This window comes from Pseudomonas sp. 25 R 14, from assembly GCF_900004755.1.
Taxonomy (GTDB): Bacteria; Pseudomonadota; Gammaproteobacteria; order Pseudomonadales; family Pseudomonadaceae; genus Aquipseudomonas; species Aquipseudomonas brenneri.
Genome location: NZ_CVTS01000040.1, coordinates 171,390 through 190,095, shown reverse-complemented (window position 1 = coordinate 190,095; position 18,706 = coordinate 171,390). Strand labels below are relative to the sequence as shown.

At 59.9% G+C, this 18,706-nt stretch carries 16 protein-coding genes; 1 reads left to right on the top strand and 15 read right to left on the bottom strand.

Annotated elements, in window-relative coordinates:
* Positions 1-67 precede the first annotated feature (67 nt).
* The 7 genes from BFQ03_RS13855 to BFQ03_RS13825 form a co-directional block, all read right to left on the bottom strand.
* A complete protein-coding gene (locus BFQ03_RS13855) occupies positions 68-901 on the bottom strand; it encodes a peptidoglycan DD-metalloendopeptidase family protein (protein ID WP_032858339.1) in 834 nt (277 codons plus the stop codon).
* 211 nt (positions 902-1,112) lie between these two features.
* On the bottom strand, positions 1,113-1,748 hold the full coding sequence (locus BFQ03_RS13850; RefSeq protein ID WP_175403901.1) for a protein-L-isoaspartate(D-aspartate) O-methyltransferase: 636 nt from the start codon (positions 1,746-1,748) through the stop codon (positions 1,113-1,115).
* 41 nt (positions 1,749-1,789) lie between these two features.
* Entirely contained in the window at positions 1,790-2,539 is a 750-nt protein-coding gene (gene surE, locus BFQ03_RS13845; RefSeq protein WP_029297237.1) for a 5'/3'-nucleotidase SurE, read from the bottom strand.
* Complete coding sequence (truD, locus tag BFQ03_RS13840; RefSeq protein ID WP_065943350.1) at positions 2,527-3,585, bottom strand: tRNA pseudouridine(13) synthase TruD; 1,059 nt, start codon at positions 3,583-3,585, stop codon at positions 2,527-2,529. Before truD ends, surE begins: the two co-directional genes overlap by 13 nt.
* On the bottom strand, positions 3,582-4,055 hold the full coding sequence (ispF, locus tag BFQ03_RS13835) for a 2-C-methyl-D-erythritol 2,4-cyclodiphosphate synthase (protein WP_012722614.1): 474 nt from the start codon (positions 4,053-4,055) through the stop codon (positions 3,582-3,584). The genes truD and ispF overlap by 4 nt, the downstream gene beginning before the upstream one ends.
* A gap of 54 nt (positions 4,056-4,109) precedes the next feature.
* The gene (gene fghA, locus BFQ03_RS13830) at positions 4,110-4,955 is read right to left on the bottom strand and encodes an S-formylglutathione hydrolase (RefSeq protein WP_065943349.1); all 846 of its coding nucleotides are present in this window, start codon (positions 4,953-4,955) and stop codon (positions 4,110-4,112) included.
* 8 nt (positions 4,956-4,963) lie between these two features.
* Positions 4,964-6,076, bottom strand: coding sequence for an S-(hydroxymethyl)glutathione dehydrogenase/class III alcohol dehydrogenase (locus BFQ03_RS13825; RefSeq protein ID WP_032858146.1), 1,113 nt, complete (start codon positions 6,074-6,076; stop codon positions 4,964-4,966).
* Between the two features lie 109 nt (positions 6,077-6,185).
* On the opposite strand from BFQ03_RS13825, the gene BFQ03_RS13820 reads away from it, so the two are divergent.
* The gene (locus BFQ03_RS13820; RefSeq protein WP_032858147.1) at positions 6,186-7,082 is read left to right on the top strand and encodes a LysR substrate-binding domain-containing protein; all 897 of its coding nucleotides are present in this window, start codon (positions 6,186-6,188) and stop codon (positions 7,080-7,082) included.
* A 118-nt stretch (positions 7,083-7,200) separates the two neighbouring features.
* Here the strand turns inward: BFQ03_RS13820 and ispD are convergent, their stop codons facing one another.
* The 8 genes from ispD to dnaE all read right to left on the bottom strand — a co-directional run bounded on the left by ispD (position 7,201) and on the right by dnaE (position 18,659).
* A complete protein-coding gene (ispD, locus tag BFQ03_RS13815) occupies positions 7,201-7,908 on the bottom strand; it encodes a 2-C-methyl-D-erythritol 4-phosphate cytidylyltransferase (protein WP_032858149.1) in 708 nt (235 codons plus the stop codon).
* A complete protein-coding gene (ftsB, locus tag BFQ03_RS13810; protein ID WP_029297251.1) occupies positions 7,905-8,183 on the bottom strand; it encodes a cell division protein FtsB in 279 nt (92 codons plus the stop codon). Before ftsB ends, ispD begins: the two co-directional genes overlap by 4 nt.
* 171 nt (positions 8,184-8,354) lie before the next feature.
* The gene (eno, locus tag BFQ03_RS13805) at positions 8,355-9,644 is read right to left on the bottom strand and encodes a phosphopyruvate hydratase (RefSeq protein WP_032858151.1); all 1,290 of its coding nucleotides are present in this window, start codon (positions 9,642-9,644) and stop codon (positions 8,355-8,357) included.
* 156 nt (positions 9,645-9,800) lie between these two features.
* Complete coding sequence (gene kdsA / locus BFQ03_RS13800; protein WP_010212442.1) at positions 9,801-10,646, bottom strand: 3-deoxy-8-phosphooctulonate synthase; 846 nt, start codon at positions 10,644-10,646, stop codon at positions 9,801-9,803.
* A 5-nt stretch (positions 10,647-10,651) separates the two neighbouring features.
* On the bottom strand, positions 10,652-12,283 hold the full coding sequence (locus tag BFQ03_RS13795) for a CTP synthase (protein WP_029297256.1): 1,632 nt from the start codon (positions 12,281-12,283) through the stop codon (positions 10,652-10,654).
* A gap of 273 nt (positions 12,284-12,556) precedes the next feature.
* A complete protein-coding gene (gene tilS, locus BFQ03_RS13790; RefSeq protein ID WP_065943348.1) occupies positions 12,557-13,876 on the bottom strand; it encodes a tRNA lysidine(34) synthetase TilS in 1,320 nt (439 codons plus the stop codon).
* A gap of 174 nt (positions 13,877-14,050) precedes the next feature.
* On the bottom strand, positions 14,051-14,998 hold the full coding sequence (locus BFQ03_RS13785; protein WP_032858155.1) for an acetyl-CoA carboxylase carboxyltransferase subunit alpha: 948 nt from the start codon (positions 14,996-14,998) through the stop codon (positions 14,051-14,053).
* A gap of 139 nt (positions 14,999-15,137) precedes the next feature.
* Positions 15,138-18,659, bottom strand: coding sequence for a DNA polymerase III subunit alpha (gene dnaE / locus BFQ03_RS13780; RefSeq protein WP_032858156.1), 3,522 nt, complete (start codon positions 18,657-18,659; stop codon positions 15,138-15,140).
* Between the last annotated feature and the right edge of the window lie 47 nt (positions 18,660-18,706).

Genomic DNA, 18,706 nt, shown 5'->3' with positions numbered 1-18,706 from the left:
CGACGCCTTTATCCTTGGCAACGCTGGAGCCTGTTCCTTCTACGTGAGGGAACAGGCTGGCAACACATCAACGACGGGGTAGGAATTGCAGCGGATCTACAGGTTTCCCTTGGCGGCGAATCTCAAAGTGCAGTTTCACCCGGTCTGTACCAGTTGACCCCATTTCGGCAATTGTCTGTCCGACTTTGACCTGCTGCCCCTCCCGAACCAACAACCTGCGGTTATGACCGTAGGCACTGACGTAGGTATCGCTGTGTTTGATGATGACTAATTCGCCGTAGCCCCGTAAACCACTCCCGGCGTATACAACCGTCCCATCAGACGCAGCTAAAACAGGCTGTCCCAAATCCCCGGCGATATCAATGCCTTTATTCAAACTACCGTTTGAGGAGAATTTCCCAATAAGGATGCCATTTGAGGGCCATCCCCACCCCTTCGGTGCAGGCCCGGCAGGTGGCAACGGCGCGGGTGCCGGCTTGCTCGCAGCAGCCGGCGCAGCAGTGCCGGCGGGGCGCGTAAAGACCGTGGTTTTGCTGGAAGAGGAAGGCGAGGAACCGGATTTTGTCACAACTGCCGTAGGCGTTGAACCGGTGCGGCCATCGAAGCGAATGGTCTGCCCAGGATGTATCGTATAAGGCACAGGAATGTTGTTACGCGCGGCGAGCGCCTTGTAGTCCCAGCCATACCGGAAGGCGATCGAGAACATCGTATCGCCCTTGCGCACCACGTATTGCCCGGTCGTCACTGTAGGCCGTTGCGGTGCCGCATTATTGCGGTCGACGACCCGCGCCCCGCTGCCCGTGCTGGAGCAGGCGGCCAACAAGGAACTCAAGACAAGGCCAATCACCAGTCGCTGAAAGCTCGTTTTACTCATACGCTGCGCAATGACTGTGAGACTCACCCGCCGCTCCCTTTGTGGTGGCTGAAACATGAACGCCTGTATCAGGCTTGAAATATGCTGCAAGTATAACTGGCTGCCGGACTTTAACCGGCAACAAGGTAGAAACGAAAAATTCATCTCGTTTAATAACTACCCAACTTGATGTTGACTCAATGAACCCCGCTGTAAGACACATACCCAAGGATAGAATTCAGTATGCCGTCATAAATGATCAGGCCAATGGGCCATTGAGTAACGGAACGAAACGCACCGCCCCCAGAACATGCCGGGAAAAGCCTTCTTCTTCACGCACGATCAACATCAACTGTTGCACTTCGCCCGCCCCCACCGGAATCACCAGGCGCCCGCCCGGAGCCAATTGGTCGAGGAGCGCCTGGGGCACATCGGTGGCCACGGCCGTCACGATAATACCGTTGTAAGGCGCCAATGCCGGCCAGCCTTCCCAGCCGTCGCCCCAGCGAAAGACCACGTTGCGCAGGTTCAGCTCCACCAGGCGCTCCTTGGCCCGATCCTGCAGAACCTTGATCCGCTCGACGGAAAACACCCGCTCAACCAATTGCGAGAGCACAGCGGTCTGGTAGCCGGAGCCCGTACCAATTTCCAGCACTTTGTCCAATGGCCCCGCGGCCAACAACAGCTCGCTCATCCGCGCCACCATATAGGGCTGGGAGATGGTCTGGTTATGGCCAATGGGCAACGCGGTGTCTTCGTAGGCGCGATGGGCCAGGGCCTCATCGACAAACAGATGGCGCGGGGTTCGACGGATGACTTCCAACACCTGGGCGTTGGACAAGCCCTCTTCGTAGAGCCGCTGGATCAAGCGTTCACGGGTGCGTTGAGAGGTCATGCCGATGCCCCGGCGCAACAGGTCGTCCTGTTCACGAGCCATCAGCGCAGCCCCTCCAGCCAGGGATCGAGACCACCGAAGGCATCATTGAAGGTGCGATCAAGCTGTAACGGAGTAATCGAAACATAACCTTGCATCACCGCATGAAAGTCCGTGCCCGGCCCGCCATCCTCGGCGTCGCCCGCTGCGGCAATCCAGTAGCCCTCCCTGCCACGCGGATCGACCACCTTCAACGGTGCCGCCGCGCGCGCGCGATGGCCCAGGCGGGTCAACTGGATGCCGCGAATATGGTCCAGGGGCAGATTGGGGATATTGACGTTGAGCACCGTACGCGGCGGCAACACCAGAGTGCCGTGGGCCTCGACCAGCTTGCGCGCGAAATACGCCGCGGTCGCCAGGTTATCCACCTGCCGCGACGCCAGCGAAAAGGCGAATGCCGTGCGTCCCAGGAAGCGCCCTTCAAGGGCCGCCGCCACAGTGCCGGAGTACAACACGTCATCGCCCAGGTTGGCGCCCAGGTTGATCCCGGAAACCACCAGGTCCGGCTCATCGGCCAGCAAGCTGTTGATCGCCAGGTGCACGCAATCGGTCGGCGTGCCATTAACGCTGATAAAGCCGTTGGCCAGCGTCTGCGGGTGCAAAGGACGGTCGAGCGTCAGCGAACTGCTGGCGCCACTTTTGTCCTGGTCCGGGGCAACCACCACGCACTCGGCGTAATCCGCCAGCGCAGCATGAAGCGCGGCAAGGCCGGGTGCGGTGACCCCGTCGTCGTTAGATATCAGAATACGCATGGGCTGTCCGTCTGCCCCACCGGCACCAGATCAACAAGCTCGCGCACCAAGACAGTGGCGAAGCATCCGGCCGGCAGGACGAATTCCAATTGCAGAATGTCCAGCGAGGGATAATGCCACGTCAACCCGCCAATGGGCAGCCGCAGAATGCGACGTTCCTGGCTCATGCCGGCTTTGGCCAGCCAATCGCACAGGTCTGCTTCGCTCGCAGCGATGGCTTGCTCCAGTTCATGAGTGGCGCCAGTGGCGGGCGAATCGCCTTCACCCCATTGCGGGCCGGTGGGATGCAGGTCGAGGATCGCCAGGCGTGGATCGCTGCACTCCGCCTCCCCGGCCGGGAAGAAACTGCGACTGTCGGTGAATGCCAGCAGGTCACCGACCTGGGCCTGCTGCCACGAACCATCGGCAACCCGCGCCGCCAGCACTTTATTGAACACAAAACTGCGCGCCGTCGACAGCAGGCGCGAACGCACATTGCGCTGCTCCGGCAACGCCTTGCGGGCCGCCCAGTCGCGGGCATCGACGACGTTGCCGCCGTTATGGCCAAAGCGCTGGGAGCCGAAATAGTTGGGGATACCGTGCTTGGCGATCAATTGCAGGCGCGCATCGATCGCAGCCTGGTCGCCCGCCAGTTGGGTCAGGCGCAGGGTAAAACCGTTGGCCGCATGCGCGCCACGCTGCAACTTGCGTTTGTGGCGGGCGGTCTTGAGGATCTTCAGGGTGTCGTTTTCCGCGCCACTGAGGTCTGGATCGGCCTTGCCCGGCAGCTGCACGCTGAACCACTGGCGCGTCAGTGCCTGGCGATCCTTGAGGCCGGCATAGCTCACCGTGCGCAAAGGCACGCCGGCAGCCTTGGCAATGCGTCGCGCAGCCTCTTCGGTGTTCAGGCCGCGCTTTTCCACCCATAACCACAGGTGTTCACCCTCGCCGGTCAGCGGGATATCCAGCACTTCATCCACCTGGAAGTCTTCAGCAGTCGCCTTGAGCACCGCACTGCCCAGTGCCTCGCCATAGGCCCGCGGGCCCAACAGTTGCGCCTCGTTCATGCGCGCAGCAACAAAGCGACGGAGTGCACCGCGATGCCCTCTTCACGACCGGTAAACCCGAGTTTTTCGGTAGTGGTGGCTTTCACGTTGACTTGATCCAGTTCTATTTGCAGGTCAGCGGCAATCAGTGCGCGCATCGATTCGATATGCGGGGCCATTTTCGGCGCCTGGGCAACAATGGTGTTATCGACATTGCCGACCTTCCAGCCCTTGGCATGGATCAGGCCGACCACATGGCGCAGCAGCACGCGGCTGTCTGCGCCCTTGAAAGTGGGGTCAGTGTCCGGAAAGTGTTTGCCGATATCCCCCAACGCCGCCGCGCCGAGCAAGGCATCGCTCAAGGCATGCAGCACAACGTCGCCGTCGGAATGAGCCAGCAACCCATGGTGGTGTGCAATACGCACGCCGCCCAGGGTGATGAAGTCGCCTTCGGCGAAACGGTGCACATCATAGCCGTGGCCAATACGCATAAAAAAACGCCCCGATTTAATTCAGGGCGTGATTCTACCTACTTTTGCCGGACATTAACCGAGCAAAGCACGTCCATGATGACGCAAGTGGTCCTCGATGAAGCTGGCGATAAAGAAGTAGCTGTGGTCATAGCCCGGTTGCAGGCGTAACTCCAGCGGGTGGCCGGCAGTCTTGGCAGCTTGCTGCAAGGCCTCGGGCTTGAGCTGGTTGGCCAGGAAGTCGTCGCGATCGCCCTGATCCACCAGCAATGGCAGTTTTTCCGAGGCTTCGCTGATCAACACACAGGCGTCCCATTCGCGCCACTTGGAGCGCTCTTCTCCCAGGTAGCGAGAAAAGGCTTTTTGGCCCCAAGGGCAATCCATCGGGTTATTGATCGGCGAAAATGCCGACACCGACTGATAACGTCCCGGGTTACGCAAGGCACACACCAGTGCGCCGTGGCCGCCCATGGAATGACCACTGATGCCGCGTTTGTCGGAAGCCGGGAAATGCGCCTCAACCAATGCCGGCAATTCCTGCACTACATAATCATGCATCCGATAATGCTTGCTCCAAGGTTCCTGCGTGGCATTCAGGTAGAACCCGGCACCCAGGCCAAAATCCCAGGCATTGTCCGGGTCACCCGGCACACCCGGCCCACGGGGGCTGGTATCCGGCGCGACGATGATCAACCCCAACTCGGCAGCCATGCGTTGCGCGCCGGCCTTCTGCATGAAGTTCTCATCGGTGCAGGTCAGCCCCGACAGCCAGTACAACACCGGCAACTTGCCGCCCTGCTCCGCCTGGGGCGGCAGGTAGACGGCGAAGGTCATGTCGCAGCCCAGCACCTCGGAATGATGCTTGTAACGCTTGTGCCAGCCGCCGAAACTCTTCTGGCATGACAGATTTTCCAGACTCATGGCCGACCTCAGAAATGAATGACGGTACGAATGCTCTTGCCTTCATGCATCAGGTCGAACGCCTTATTGATATCTTCCAGGCCCATGGTGTGGGTGATGAAGGTATCCAACGGGATTTCGCCGGTCTGAGCCATCGCCACGTAGCTTGGCAACTCGCTGCGGCCACGCACGCCACCGAATGCCGAACCGCGCCAGACGCGGCCGGTCACCAGTTGGAACGGACGGGTGGCAATTTCCTGGCCGGCACCGGCGACACCGATGATCACCGACTCGCCCCAGCCTTTGTGGCAGCACTCAAGCGCTGCGCGCATCAGCTGTACATTGCCGATGCACTCGAAGGAAAAGTCCACGCCGCCGTCGGTCAAATCGACAATCACATCCTGGATCGGACGATCGTAGTCTTTCGGGTTGATGCAGTCGGTGGCGCCCAGTTGCCTGGCGATCTCGAACTTGGCCGGGTTGATATCGATGGCGATGATACGACCGGCCTTGGCTTTCACCGCACCGATCACAGCCGACAAGCCAATCCCGCCCAGGCCGAAGATAGCCACGGTATCGCCCGGCTTGACCTTGGCGGTGTTGATCACTGCACCGATCCCGGTGGTGACACCACAGCCCAGCAGGCAGACCTTTTCCAGCGGCGCTTCTTTAGGAATCTTGGCCACGGAGATTTCCGGCAGCACGGTGTACTCGGAAAAGGTCGAAGTCCCCATGTAGTGGAAAATCGGCTGCCCCTTGTAGGAAAAACGCGTAGTGCCGTCCGGCATCAGGCCTTTGCCCTGGGTCGCACGGATGGCCTGGCACAGGTTGGTCTTGCCCGACAGGCAGAATTTGCACTTGCCGCATTCCGGGGTGTAGAGCGGGATCACGTGGTCACCCACCGCTACCGAGGTCACACCCTCGCCAATCGCTTCGACCACTGCGCCGCCTTCGTGGCCGAGGATCGACGGGAAGATGCCTTCCGGATCCGCGCCCGACAGGGTGTAGGCATCGGTATGGCAAACCCCGGAAGCGACCACCCGCAGCAGGACTTCGCCAGCCTTGGGCATGGCGACATCCACTTCCACGATCTCCAGCGGTTTCTTGGCTTCAAAGGCGACAGCGGCGCGTGACTTGATCATCCGGGTTTCTCCAGGGGCTTGAAAAGTGAGACGGGCAGTGTAAAACATGGCCCACTGATTAATAATCCAGGCAAAAGCAAAACATTATTGCTACACAGGGATAATCAACATGCTGGAGAACCGCTGGGAAGGCATCGATGAATTCGTCGCCGTGGCCGAATGCAGCCAATTCACCGCCGCTGCCGAGCGCCTTGGCGTGTCCTCATCCCATATCAGCCGCCAGGTGGCACGCCTGGAAGAACGCCTGCAAACCCGCTTGCTCTATCGCAGTACCCGGCGCGTGACGCTGACCGAGGCCGGGCAGACCTTCCTACAGCATTGCCAGCGCCTGCAAGACGGGCGCGAAGAAGCCCTACGCGCCGTGGGCGACCTGACCAGCGAACCCAAAGGCATGTTGCGCATGACCTGCGCCGTGGCTTATGGCGAACGCTTCATCGTGCCGCTGGTCACCCGCTTCATGGGGCTGTATCCGCAATTGCGGGTGGACATCGAACTGAGCAATCGCCCGCTCGACCTGGTGCATGAAGGCCTGGACCTGGCGATTCGCCTGGGCCGCCTGCAGGATTCGCGGATGGTCGCCAGCCGCCTGGCACCCCGGCGCATGTACCTGTGCGCGTCGCCGTCCTACCTGGAGCGGTATGGACGCCCACATAGCTTGTCGGAGCTGAGCCGGCATAACTGCCTGATCGGCAGCTCGGATATTTGGCAGTTGGCCCAGGATGGGCGCGAGTTTTCCCAAAGGGTGCAGGGAAACTGGCGCTGCAACAGTGGGCAGGCGGTGTTGGATGCGGCGTTGCAGGGGGTCGGGTTGTGCCAGTTGCCGGATTATTACGTGCTGGAGCACTTGCACAACGGGGCGCTGGTTTCGCTGCTTGAGGCCCATCAACCGCCGAATACCGCAGTGTGGGCGCTATATCCGCAGCAGCGGCATTTGTCGCCGAAGGTGCGCAAGTTGGTGGATTACCTGAAGGAAGGGTTGGCTGGGCGAGCGGAGTATGGCGGGTGATCTGCTGGGGTGTCAGGCCCGGCCTCATCGCAGGCAAGCCAGCTCCCACACTTTGGACCGCATATACTTGGTGGGATGCGGTCAAGTGCCTGCGATAGAGTCAACTCGGTGTAACTGACTAGCGACGATTCGCCCACCGCAACCTGAGCCACTCCAAGTCTTCCGGCCGGGTCACCTTGATATTGTCCGCTCGCCCTTCAATCAGGCGTGGCGCCTGGCCGGACCATTCCATGGCCGAGGCTTCGTCGGTGATGACCGCATCGGCCACGAGGCTATCGGCCAAGGCACGGTGCAAGGCCCCAAGGCGAAACATCTGCGGCGTATAGGCTTGCCAGATCAGGCTGCGGTCAATGGTTTCCACGACCCGCCCGTGCTTGTCGACACGCTTGAGAGTGTCGCGGGCCGGTACGGCCAGCAAACCACCGACTGGATCGTCCGCCAGCTCCGCCAGCAACTTGTCGAGGTCCTCGCGGCTCAGGTTCGGCCGTGCAGCATCATGCACCAGCACCCAGTCGTCATCGCTGGCGCCCAGGGCATTGAGTTGCAGCAACGCATTGAGTACCGAGCCTGAACGCTGCGAACCACCGTCTGCGCGCTGGATACGCGGGTCGCCAGCGCATGCCAGGCTTGGCCAGTAAGGATCATCGACAGCCAGACTGACTACCAAACCCTTGAGGCTCGGATGGTCGAGAAAACAGCCAAGGCTGTGTTCGAGAATAGTGCGCCCGCCCAGTTGCAGATATTGCTTGGGACGGTCAGCAGCCATACGGGCACCGACGCCCGCGGCAGGAATCACGGCCCAGAAGGCCGGCAAACAGAAACTCATTGGGCCAACTGGTAGAGGGTTTCGCCCTCCTTGACCATGCCCAACTCATGACGAGCCCGTTCTTCAACGGTCTCCATGCCTTTTTTCAACTCAAGCACTTCGGCATCGAGCACACGGTTGCGCTCCAGCAACACCTCGTTCTCGGCGTGCTGTGCGGCAATTTGCTGGGTCAGGTCGGTTACCTGCGCCAGGCTGCCATTGCCCACCCAAAGGCGGTACTGCAGGCCAGCCAGCAGCAAGAGCAAGACGAGGAACAACCAATTGGGACTGCGCATCGAATATCGGGTATCCAGTGAAAAAAGACAGCCATGCAAAACTTTTGAAACAACTGATAGCACGAAGCCTGGAAGAACCAGGCTTGTGCTTGATAGGCATCAGATTAGTGCGCAAATTCACTCTACAGTGAGTTTTCCGACACAATCTGTTGTCTTTTTACCATCAACTACTCAGCCGCGAAACTCACCGCGACCGTTGTATTTGGCTTTACCGCCCAATTGCTCTTCGATACGCAGCAGTTGGTTGTACTTGGAAACGCGGTCGGAACGGCACAGCGAACCGGTTTTGATCTGGCCCGCCGAGGTGCCCACAGCCAGGTCGGCAATGGTCGAATCTTCGGTTTCGCCGGAGCGGTGCGAGATCACAGCCGTGTAGCCGGCAGCCTTGGCCATCTGGATGGCTTCCAGGGTTTCGGTCAGGGTGCCGATCTGGTTGAACTTGATCAGGATCGAGTTGGCAATCTTCTTGTCGATGCCTTCTTTCAGGATCTTGGTGTTGGTCACAAACAGGTCGTCGCCTACCAGTTGGACTTTTTCGCCGATCTTGTCGGTGAGGATCTTCCAGCCGTCCCAGTCGGACTCGTCCAGGCCATCTTCAATGGAGATGATCGGGTAACGTTCGCTCAAGCCTTTGAGGTAGTCAGCAAAACCTTCGGCGGTGAACACCTGGCCTTCGCCGGACAGGTTGTACTTGCCATCTTCGTAGAACTCGCTGGCCGCGCAGTCCAGGGCCAGGGTCACGTCGGTGCCCAGCTTGTAGCCAGCGTTGGCCACGGCTTCGGAGATCACTTTCAGTGCATCTTCGTTGGACGCCAGGTTCGGTGCGAAACCACCCTCATCGCCTACGGCAGTGCTCAGGCCACGGGCCTTCAGCACAGCTTTCAAGTGATGGAAAATCTCGGTGCCCATGCGCAGGCCTTCGGAGAAGGTCTTGGCGCCAACCGGCTGTACCATGAATTCCTGGATATCAACGTTGTTATCCGCATGCTCGCCACCGTTGATGATGTTCATCATCGGCACCGGCATCGAGTAGACACCCGGAGTACCGTTCAGGTTGGCAATGTGCGCGTACAACGGCAGGTCCTGATCCTGCGCAGCCGCCTTGGCAGCCGCCAGGGACACAGCAAGGATCGCATTGGCGCCGAGGCTGCCTTTGTTTTCAGTGCCGTCGAGCTTGATCATCGCGTGGTCCAGGGCTTTCTGGTCCAGCGGGTCCTTGCCCAGCAACAGGTCGCGGATCGGACCGTTGATGTTGGCTACCGCCTTGAGGACACCCTTGCCCAGGTAACGACTCTTGTCGCCATCACGCAGTTCCAGCGCTTCGCGCGAACCGGTGGAAGCACCGGACGGCGCGCAGGCGCTGCCGATGATACCGTTATCGAGAAGCACGTCGGCTTCGACGGTGGGGTTGCCACGGGAGTCGAGAACTTCACGACCTTTGATGTCGACGATTTTTGCCATTGTTGTAAACACTCCAAAGTTGACGAAAACGACGCAGCTGAAGGAAATCTTTTGACCGACCGCAAGGGTGGAACAACGGGGCAGGCTTGCAGACGACAAGGCTCAGGCCCTAAGGCCTGAGCATAAAGCGCGGAAAGTTTACCGGAGAAACGCGGGTTACGCGGTTTCTACCGTCGGAAAACTCTTGACCAGTTCGTCCAACTGCTTGAGCTGGGCCAGGAATGGCTCCAGCTTGTCCAGGCGCAGGGCGCATGGGCCGTCGCACTTGGCGTTGTCCGGATCGGGATGGGCTTCCAGGAACAGGCCGGCCAGGGACTGGCTGATGCCCGCCTTGGCCAGGTCCAGCACCTGGGCACGTCGCCCACCAGCAGAATCTGCGCGACCACCCGGCATTTGCAGCGCGTGGGTCACGTCGAAGAATACCGGGTACTCGAACTGTTTCATGATGCCGAAACCGAGCATGTCCACCACGAGGTTGTTGTAGCCAAAGCTCGAACCACGCTCGCAGAGGATCAACTGGTCGTTACCCGCTTCCACGCACTTGTTCAGGATGTGTTTCATTTCCTGGGGTGCAAGGAACTGGGCTTTCTTGATATTGATCACAGCGCCGGTCTTGGCCATCGCGACAACCAGGTCGGTCTGGCGCGACAGGAAGGCCGGCAACTGGATGATGTCACACACCTCGGCGACCACCGCAGCCTGCTCAGGCTCGTGGACGTCGGTGATGATCGGCACGCCAAAGGCTTGCTTGATGTCCTGGAAGATCCGCATGCCTTCTTCAAGGCCCGGGCCGCGATAGGAGGTCACGGACGAACGGTTGGCCTTGTCGAAGCTGGCCTTGAATACATAAGGGATACCCAGTTTCTCGGTAACCTTTACGTACTCTTCACAGACCTGCATCGCCATGTCGCGGCTTTCCAGTACGTTCATGCCGCCAAACAGCACCATGGGCTTGTCGTTGGCAATCTCGATGTCGCCTACGCGAATGATCTTCTGGGCCATCAGGTTTACGCCTTCTTCTGATGTTGCGTCAGTGCAGCCTTGACGAAGCCGCTGAACAACGGGTGACCGTCGCGTGGAGTCGAGGTGAACTCAGGGTGGAACTGGCACGCGACGAACCATGGATGATCCGGTGCCTCGACCACTTCAACCAACTTGCCATCACCGGAGCGACCGGAGATTTTCAGGCCAGCTTCCTTGATCTGCGGCAGCAGGTTGTTGTTCACCTCATAACGGTGACGGTGACGCTCGACAATCACGTCCTTGCCGTAGCAGTCGTGCACCAGCGAACCGGACTCCAGCAGGCAATCCTGTGCGCCAAGGCGCATGGTGCCGCCCAGGTCGGAGGTTTCGGTACGGGTTTCAACAGCGCCGGTGGCATCTTCCCACTCGGTGATCAGGCCCACGACCGGGTGGCCGCTGGTGTGATCGAACTCGGTGGAGTTGGCGTCTTTCCAGCCCAGCACGTTACGGGCGAACTCGATAACAGCCACTTGCATGCCCAGGCAGATACCCAGGTACGGCACTTTGTTCTCACGAGCGTACTGCACGGCGGTGATCTTGCCTTCCACGCCACGCAGGCCGAAACCGCCTGGAACGAGGATCGCGTCAACACCTTCGAGCAGCGCGGTGCCCTGGTTCTCGATATCTTCGGAATCGATGTAGCGCAGGTTGACCTTGGTCCGGTTGCTGATGCCGGCGTGGCTCATCGCTTCGATCAGCGACTTGTACGCGTCCAGCAGTTCCATGTACTTGCCGACCATGGCGATGGTCACTTCGTGCTCAGGGTTGAGCTTGGCGTCAACCACCGCTTCCCACTCGGACAGGTCCGCGCCATTGCACTGCAAGCCGAAACGCTCGACCACAAAATCATCCAGGCCTTGGGAATGCAGGATGCCCGGGATCTTGTAGATGGTGTCGGCGTCTTCCAGGGCAATCACCGCACGCTCTTCAACGTTGGTGAACTGGGCGATCTTGCGACGCGAGGAAATGTCGATCGGGTGATCGGAGCGGCACACCAGCACGTCCGGTTGCAGGCCGATGGAACGCAGTTCCTTGACCGAGTGCTGGGTTGGCTTGGTTTTGGTTTCGCCGGCAGTGGCGATGTACGGCACCAGCGTCAGGTGCATCAGCATCGCGCGCTTGGCGCCGACTTCGAAACGCAACTGGCGGATGGCTTCGAGGAACGGTTGCGATTCGATGTCACCCACGGTGCCACCGATCTCGACCATCGCTACGTCGGCATCGCCTGCACCCTTGATGATGCGGCGCTTGATTTCGTCGGTGATGTGCGGGATCACCTGGATGGTTGCACCCAGGTAGTCACCACGGCGCTCTTTGCGCAGCACGTGCTCGTAGACACGGCCAGTGGTGAAGTTGTTGTTCTGGGTCATGGTCGTGCGGATGAACCGCTCGTAGTGGCCCAGGTCCAGGTCGGTCTCGGCGCCGTCGTGGGTGACGAACACTTCACCGTGCTGGAACGGGCTCATGGTGCCCGGGTCGACGTTGATGTACGGGTCCAGCTTGAGCATGGTGACCTTAAGTCCCCGCGCCTCCAGGATGGCCGCCAACGAAGCGGAGGCAATGCCTTTCCCCAATGAAGAAACAACACCGCCCGTGACGAATATGTAGCGCGTCATGAAAAACCCTAGAAGTCTGCGTTAAAGCGGTCGGAGCCGCCGGGGAAAGCGAAGGAAGGCCGAAGCCCCCGATCACCTGCATTAATCACAGTGCACCTTTCAAAAAAACCGCCGCGTTGTGACAGACCAGCAATGGAACACCGGTACGTTGATCGCTACACATTTTTTGGAATCGCCCAGCAAAGACTGCTTGGTAATCGGCAACGACTGTGTTTCAGGAGAATCCACAGAAGTTGTATCAAGAAGGGAGCGTAGTCTACCGGAAAGGCGCTATCAGCTCAAACCTTGATCGCAGGTTGGTGGCGTCCAATGTAATTGCCAGTCATCCCCCTGCCCTGTCGAGGCCCTGGCCAGGTTGGCCACAGCCAGCAAACGGGAGCCTTGGTACAGCAGCGGCAATCTGCCACGGACAAAGCCCGGCACCGCACTTTCGTTGAGCAAACGCTTGAGGTCACGCCGGCCACGGCCTGGTACTTCCATGACTTCACCGCCCAGGCGGTAGCCAATGCTCAAAGGCCCATCAGGGGCACATCCGCTGAAATGCAGTTGGCCGTTGCCGGGTAACTGTAGTGGGTTTTGCGGGCGCGACCAGCTCAATGGACTGTCGGAAAACTCTGACCACTGGGTAGGCAACCACCAAATGCGATCGTTGCAACGGTGCAATTGGCCGTCGGCCAAACGCCAGATGGGTTGTGCATCCGCCTTGGCATCACGTAAGGCACTCCAGCCAACCCAGTGCTCGCTATCGGGCAAGCGTGTCAAAGGCGCCAGCCAGTACCGCAAGGCGTTGCGCTGCCGGGCGTCGGAAAGAGTGCGCAACGGTGCAATGCTCAACGATGGCAGCGCCAGCCACGAAAGCCCCGACGGCTGGTTGGCGGCCTGTACATCCAGTTGCGCCAACTCATCGAGCAGCCCCTGGGCCTCTGCCAAATGCCCGGTGGTACGCGCCAGGGCATTCACAGCCTGAGGCCAGCGTGCGGTGAGCAGCGGGAACAGTTGATGGCGCAGGTAATTGCGCGAGAAGCGTGGATCGCTGTTGGACGGGTCTTCGATCCAGGTCAACTGATGGTCGCGGGCGTAGGCTTCCAACTCGGTTCGCGATACGTCCAGCAACGGCCGCGCCAGCCCCCCCGCGCCCAAGGGACGCTGCGCCGGCATGCCGGCCAGACCGCGCACCCCAGCGCCTCGCAGCAGACGGAACAACAGGGTTTCAGCCTGATCATCACGGTGCTGGCCTGTGAGTAGCAACTCCCCTGGGCTGATCGCCTCGGCGAACGCCTGGTAGCGCGCATCACGAGCCGCACGCTCAAGACTTGCACCAGGCAGCACTTGCACATGCATGACGCGCAGCGCCACCCCTGCGGCACCACAGACCGCCTGGCAATGGGCTGGCCACGCGTCAGCCGCAGCCTGAAGGCCATGATGAACATGGATAGCCCGCAGTGGCGGCAGGGGTTGGGTTTTTGCCAGGTCGACGAGCAGGTGCAGCAGGACAGTGGAGTCGAGTCCACCGGAGTAGGCGATATGCCAGGCCGGGGCGTTGCGCCAGGGGGCGAGGGATTGCAGGAGTTTGGCGGGTAGAGCTGGTTTCATCGCACGTTACCGCCGCAAAACTGAAATACGGTAGCCAAGCATACACAAAGCAAATGTGGGAGCGGGCTTGCTCGCGATAGGGGTGTATCCGTCAGTTAATCTGGCACTGACACACTGCTATCGCGAGCAAGCCCGCTCCCACACAAACCCGAATCCATATGGCTATGCGGTACCTTACAGGCCGTAGCTCATCAAGCGCTCGTAGCGACGAGCCAGCAGCGCTTCGTTGTCGAACTTCTTGAGCATAGCCAGCTGTTCGCAGAGTTCGGCGCGAATGGTTGCAGAAACAGCGGCCGGGTCGCGGTGAGCGCCGCCCAGTGGCTCGGCAATCACTTTGTCGACAATGCCCAGGCCTTTGAGGCGATCAGCGGTGATCCCCATGGCTTCGGCAGCATCCGGGGCCTTTTCTGCAGTTTTCCACAGGATCGAGGCGCAGCCTTCCGGCGAGATCACCGCGTAGGTGGAGTATTGCAACATGTTCAACTGGTCGCAGACGCCGATGGCCAGCGCACCGCCGGAACCGCCTTCACCGATCACAGTCGCGATGATCGGGGTTTTCAGGCGCGCCATCACCCGCAGGTTCCAGGCAATCGCTTCGCTCTGGTTACGCTCTTCGGCGTCGATGCCAGGGTAGGCGCCCGGGGTGTCGATAAAGGTCAGGATCGGCATTTTGAAGCGTTCGGCCATTTCCATCAGGCGACAGGCCTTACGGTAGCCTTCCGGACGTGGCATACCGAAGTTGCGACGCACTTTCTCGCGCACTTCACGGCCTTTCTGGTGACCGATCACCATCACGGGCTGGTCGTCCAGGCGGGCAATACCGCCGACAATCGCCGCGTCATCGGAGAAGTGACGGTCGCCATGCAACTCGTCGAACTCGGTGAAGATGTGATCGATGTAGTCCAGGGTGTACGGACGGCGCGGGTGGCGGGCCAGGCGCGCGATCTGCCAGCTGGTCAGCTTGCCGAAGATGTCTTCGGTCAGCGTCTTGCTCTTGTCTTGCAGGCGCAAGATTTCATCGCCGATATTCAGCGAATTGTCATTGCCGACCAGGCGCAGCTCTTCGATCTTGGCTTGCAGGTCAGCGATCGGCTGTTCGAAATCAAGAAAATTCGGGTTCATAAGCGTCCGTCTTGGGTCGACGGCCAGGGAGTGCCAGGCCTGCCGGTGGTCTATTCGCGCCCTACCTTAAGGGAGAGGCGCGTCAAGGTCGAGATTAAATGTTGAGTCGAGGTCAGGGGCAAAACAATGGCCCTGACCGTCAACGGTATTGGAGGAAGACGTTGTCACGCCCGAACTGGTCACGCAATGCTTGAATCAAGCCATCGGCCGGGTCAATTCGCCACGTCTCGCCAAACTGCAACATCGCCTTGGCATCGCTGCCGGTGTACTCCATGGTCACCGGGCACGCGCCACGGTGGCGCTTGAGCAGATCCCCCAGCCAGCGTAGCTGATCGCCCTTGAGGGCTTCGGTTTTAACCTTCAGGCGCAGGCTTTCGGCCAGGTTGGTACGGGCATCTTCCATGCTCATCACGCGCTTGATCCGCAGGCGCAGGCCGCCGGAGAAGTCATCATTGCTGACCTCCCCCTCCACCACCACCATCGCGTCGGTCTGCAACAGCGACTGCGCGGAGTGGAAGGCGTCGGCAAACAGCGACGCTTCGATACGGCCCGAGCGGTCGTCGAGGGTGATGAAACCCATCTTGTCGCCCTTTTTGTTCTTCATCACCCGCAGGGCAATGATCATCCCGGCAACGGTCTGGGTATCGCGCGCCGGCTTCAGGTCGATGATGCGCTGGCGGGCAAAACGACGGATCTCGCCTTCATATTCGTCAATCGGGTGACCGGTGAGGTACAGGCCCAGGGTGTCTTTCTCACCCTTGAGGCGTTCCTTGAGGGTCAGTTCCTTGGCCTTGCGGTGATTGGCGTACACATCGGCATCTTCTTCGACAAACAGCCCGCCAAACAGGTCGGCATGCCCGCTGTCGTGGGTACGGGCGGTTTGTTCGGCAGCCTTGATCGCTTCTTCCATGGCGGTCAGCAGCACCGCGCGGTTACGGTCGATATTGGCCTGGTAGGCCTTCGGCTCGTCATGGAAATACGGCCCGAGGCGATCCAGAGCACCGCTGCGGATCAGGCCATCGAGGGTACGTTTGTTGATGCGCTTGAGATCGACCCGAGCGCAGAAATCGAACAGATCCTTGAACGGGCCGTCCTGGCGCGCCTCCGTAATCGCCTCGACCGGGCCCTCGCCCACGCCCTTGATCGCGCCCAGGCCATAGATGATGCGGCCCTCGTCGTTCACCGTGAACTTGAACTCCGAGGCGTTCACATCCGGCGCGTCGAGGCGCAGTTTCATGGTCCGCACTTCTTCGATCAAGGTCACGACCTTGTCGGTGTTGTGCATATCCGCCGAAAGTACCGCCGCCATGAACGGCGCCGGATAGTGGGCTTTCAGCCAGGCAGTCTGGTACGACACCAGGCCATAGGCGGCGGAGTGGGATTTGTTGAAGCCATAACCGGCGAATTTTTCCACCAGGTCAAAGATGTTACCGGCCAGGTCAGCGTCGATGTTGTTGGTGGCGCAGCCTTCAATGAAACCGCCGCGCTGCTTGGCCATTTCCTCGGGCTTTTTCTTACCCATGGCGCGACGCAGCATGTCTGCACCGCCGAGGGTGTAGCCGGCCATGACCTGGGCGATCTGCATCACCTGTTCCTGATACAGGATGATGCCGTAGGTCGGTGCCAGTACTGGCTTGAGGCCCTCGTACTGGTAATCGGAGTGCGGGTAGGCCAGTTCGGCGCGCCCGTGCTTACGGTTGATAAAGTCATCAACCATGCCCGATTGCAGCGGGCCCGGACGGAACAGGGCCACCAGTGCGATCAAGTCTTCCAGGCAGTCGGGCTTGAGCTTTTTGATCAGCTCCTTCATGCCGCGCGATTCAAGCTGGAACACCGCGGTGGTCTCGGCTTTTTGCAGCAGGGCGTAGGTTGGCTTGTCGTCCAGCGGGATAAACGCGATGTCCAGCGGCGCCTCATCGACCTTGGCCCGCTCGCGGTTGATCGTCTTGAGCGCCCAATCGATGATCGTCAGGGTCCGCAGACCGAGGAAGTCGAACTTCACCAGGCCGGCCGCCTCCACGTCATCCTTGTCGAACTGGGTTACCAGGCCACCGCCTTCTTCGTCGCAATAGATCGGCGAAAAGTCTGTCAGCTTGGTCGGCGCGATTACTACACCACCGGCGTGCTTACCGACGTTACGTACCACGCCTTCGAGCTTGCGGGCCATGTCCCAGATTTCGGCAGCTTCTTCATCGATCTTGATGAAGTCGCGCAGGATTTCTTCCTGCTCGTAGGCCTTTTCCAGGGTCATGCCGACTTCAAAGGGAATCATCTTCGACAAACGGTCCGCCAGGCCGTAGGACTTGCCCTGCACCCGCGCCACGTCGCGGATGACCGCCTTGGCCGCCATGGAACCGAAGGTAATGATCTGGCTTACCGCGTTACGCCCGTATTTTTCGGCCACATATTCGATGACCCGGTCGCGACCATCCATGCAGAAGTCGACGTCGAAGTCGGGCATCGATACCCGTTCCGGGTTCAGGAAGCGTTCGAACAGCAGGTCATATTCCAGCGGATCAAGGTCCGTGATCTTCTGCACATAGGCCACCAGCGACCCGGCACCCGACCCCCGGCCAGGCCCCACCGGCACGCCGTTGCTTTTGGCCCACTGGATAAAGTCCATTACGATCAGGAAGTAACCGGGGAACCCCATCTGGATGATGATATCCAGCTCGAAATTCAGCCGGTCGACATACACCTGGCGCTTGGCTTCGTAATCTTCAGTGGTGTCCTTGGGCAGCAGAACGGAAAGACGCTCTTCCAGGCCATCAAAGGACACCTTGCGGAAATACTCATCGATGGTCATGCCATCGGGAATCGGGAAGTTGGGCAAGAAGTGCTTGCCCAGCTTCACTTCAATATTGCAGCGCTTGGCAATTTCGACGGAGTTTTCCAGCGCCTCGGGCAGGTCACTGAACAGCTCGGCCATTTCTTCGGCACTTTTGAGGTATTGCTCTTCGCTATAGTTCTTCGAGCGACGTGGATCGTCCAGCGCCCGGCCTTCACCGATGCAGACGCGGGTTTCGTGGGCCTCGAAGTCTTCTTTCTTGATAAAGCGCACATCGTTGGTGGCCACCAGCGGCGCACCCAGCTTTTCGGCCAGGGCCACGGCGGCATGCAAGTGTTCTTCGTCGTTGGGGCGGTTGGTGCGCTGCACTTCCAGGTAGAAGCGGCCCGGGAAGACCTGCATCCACTCGCTCGCCAGTACCTCTGCCTCGTGCGGATTACCGCCGAGCAGCGCGATCCCGATCTCGCCCTCTTTAGCCGCCGACAGCATGATCAGGCCTTCGCTGGCCTCGGCAACCCATTCACGCTCGATGATGATCGAGCCATTGCGCTGGCCGTCGATGAAACCACGGGAAATCAGTTCAGTCAGGTTGCGATAACCCACGCCATTCATCGCCAACAGGCTGATACGGCTCAGGGCGTTGTCCGGGTCTTTGTTGGACAGCCAGAGGTCGGCACCGCAGATCGGCTTGATCCCGGCGCCCATGGCATTTTTGTAGAACTTGACCAGGGAACACATGTTGTTCTGGTCAGTGACCGCAACGGCAGGCATGTTCATGCCCACCAGGGTTTTGACCAGCGGTTTGATCCGTACCAGGCCGTCGACCAGGGAATATTCAGTGTGCAGGCGCAGGTGAACGAATGAAGCCGGCATAGTGATCCTGTCTAGATACGTGTGAAAACAACAAGGCCCGGATTGTA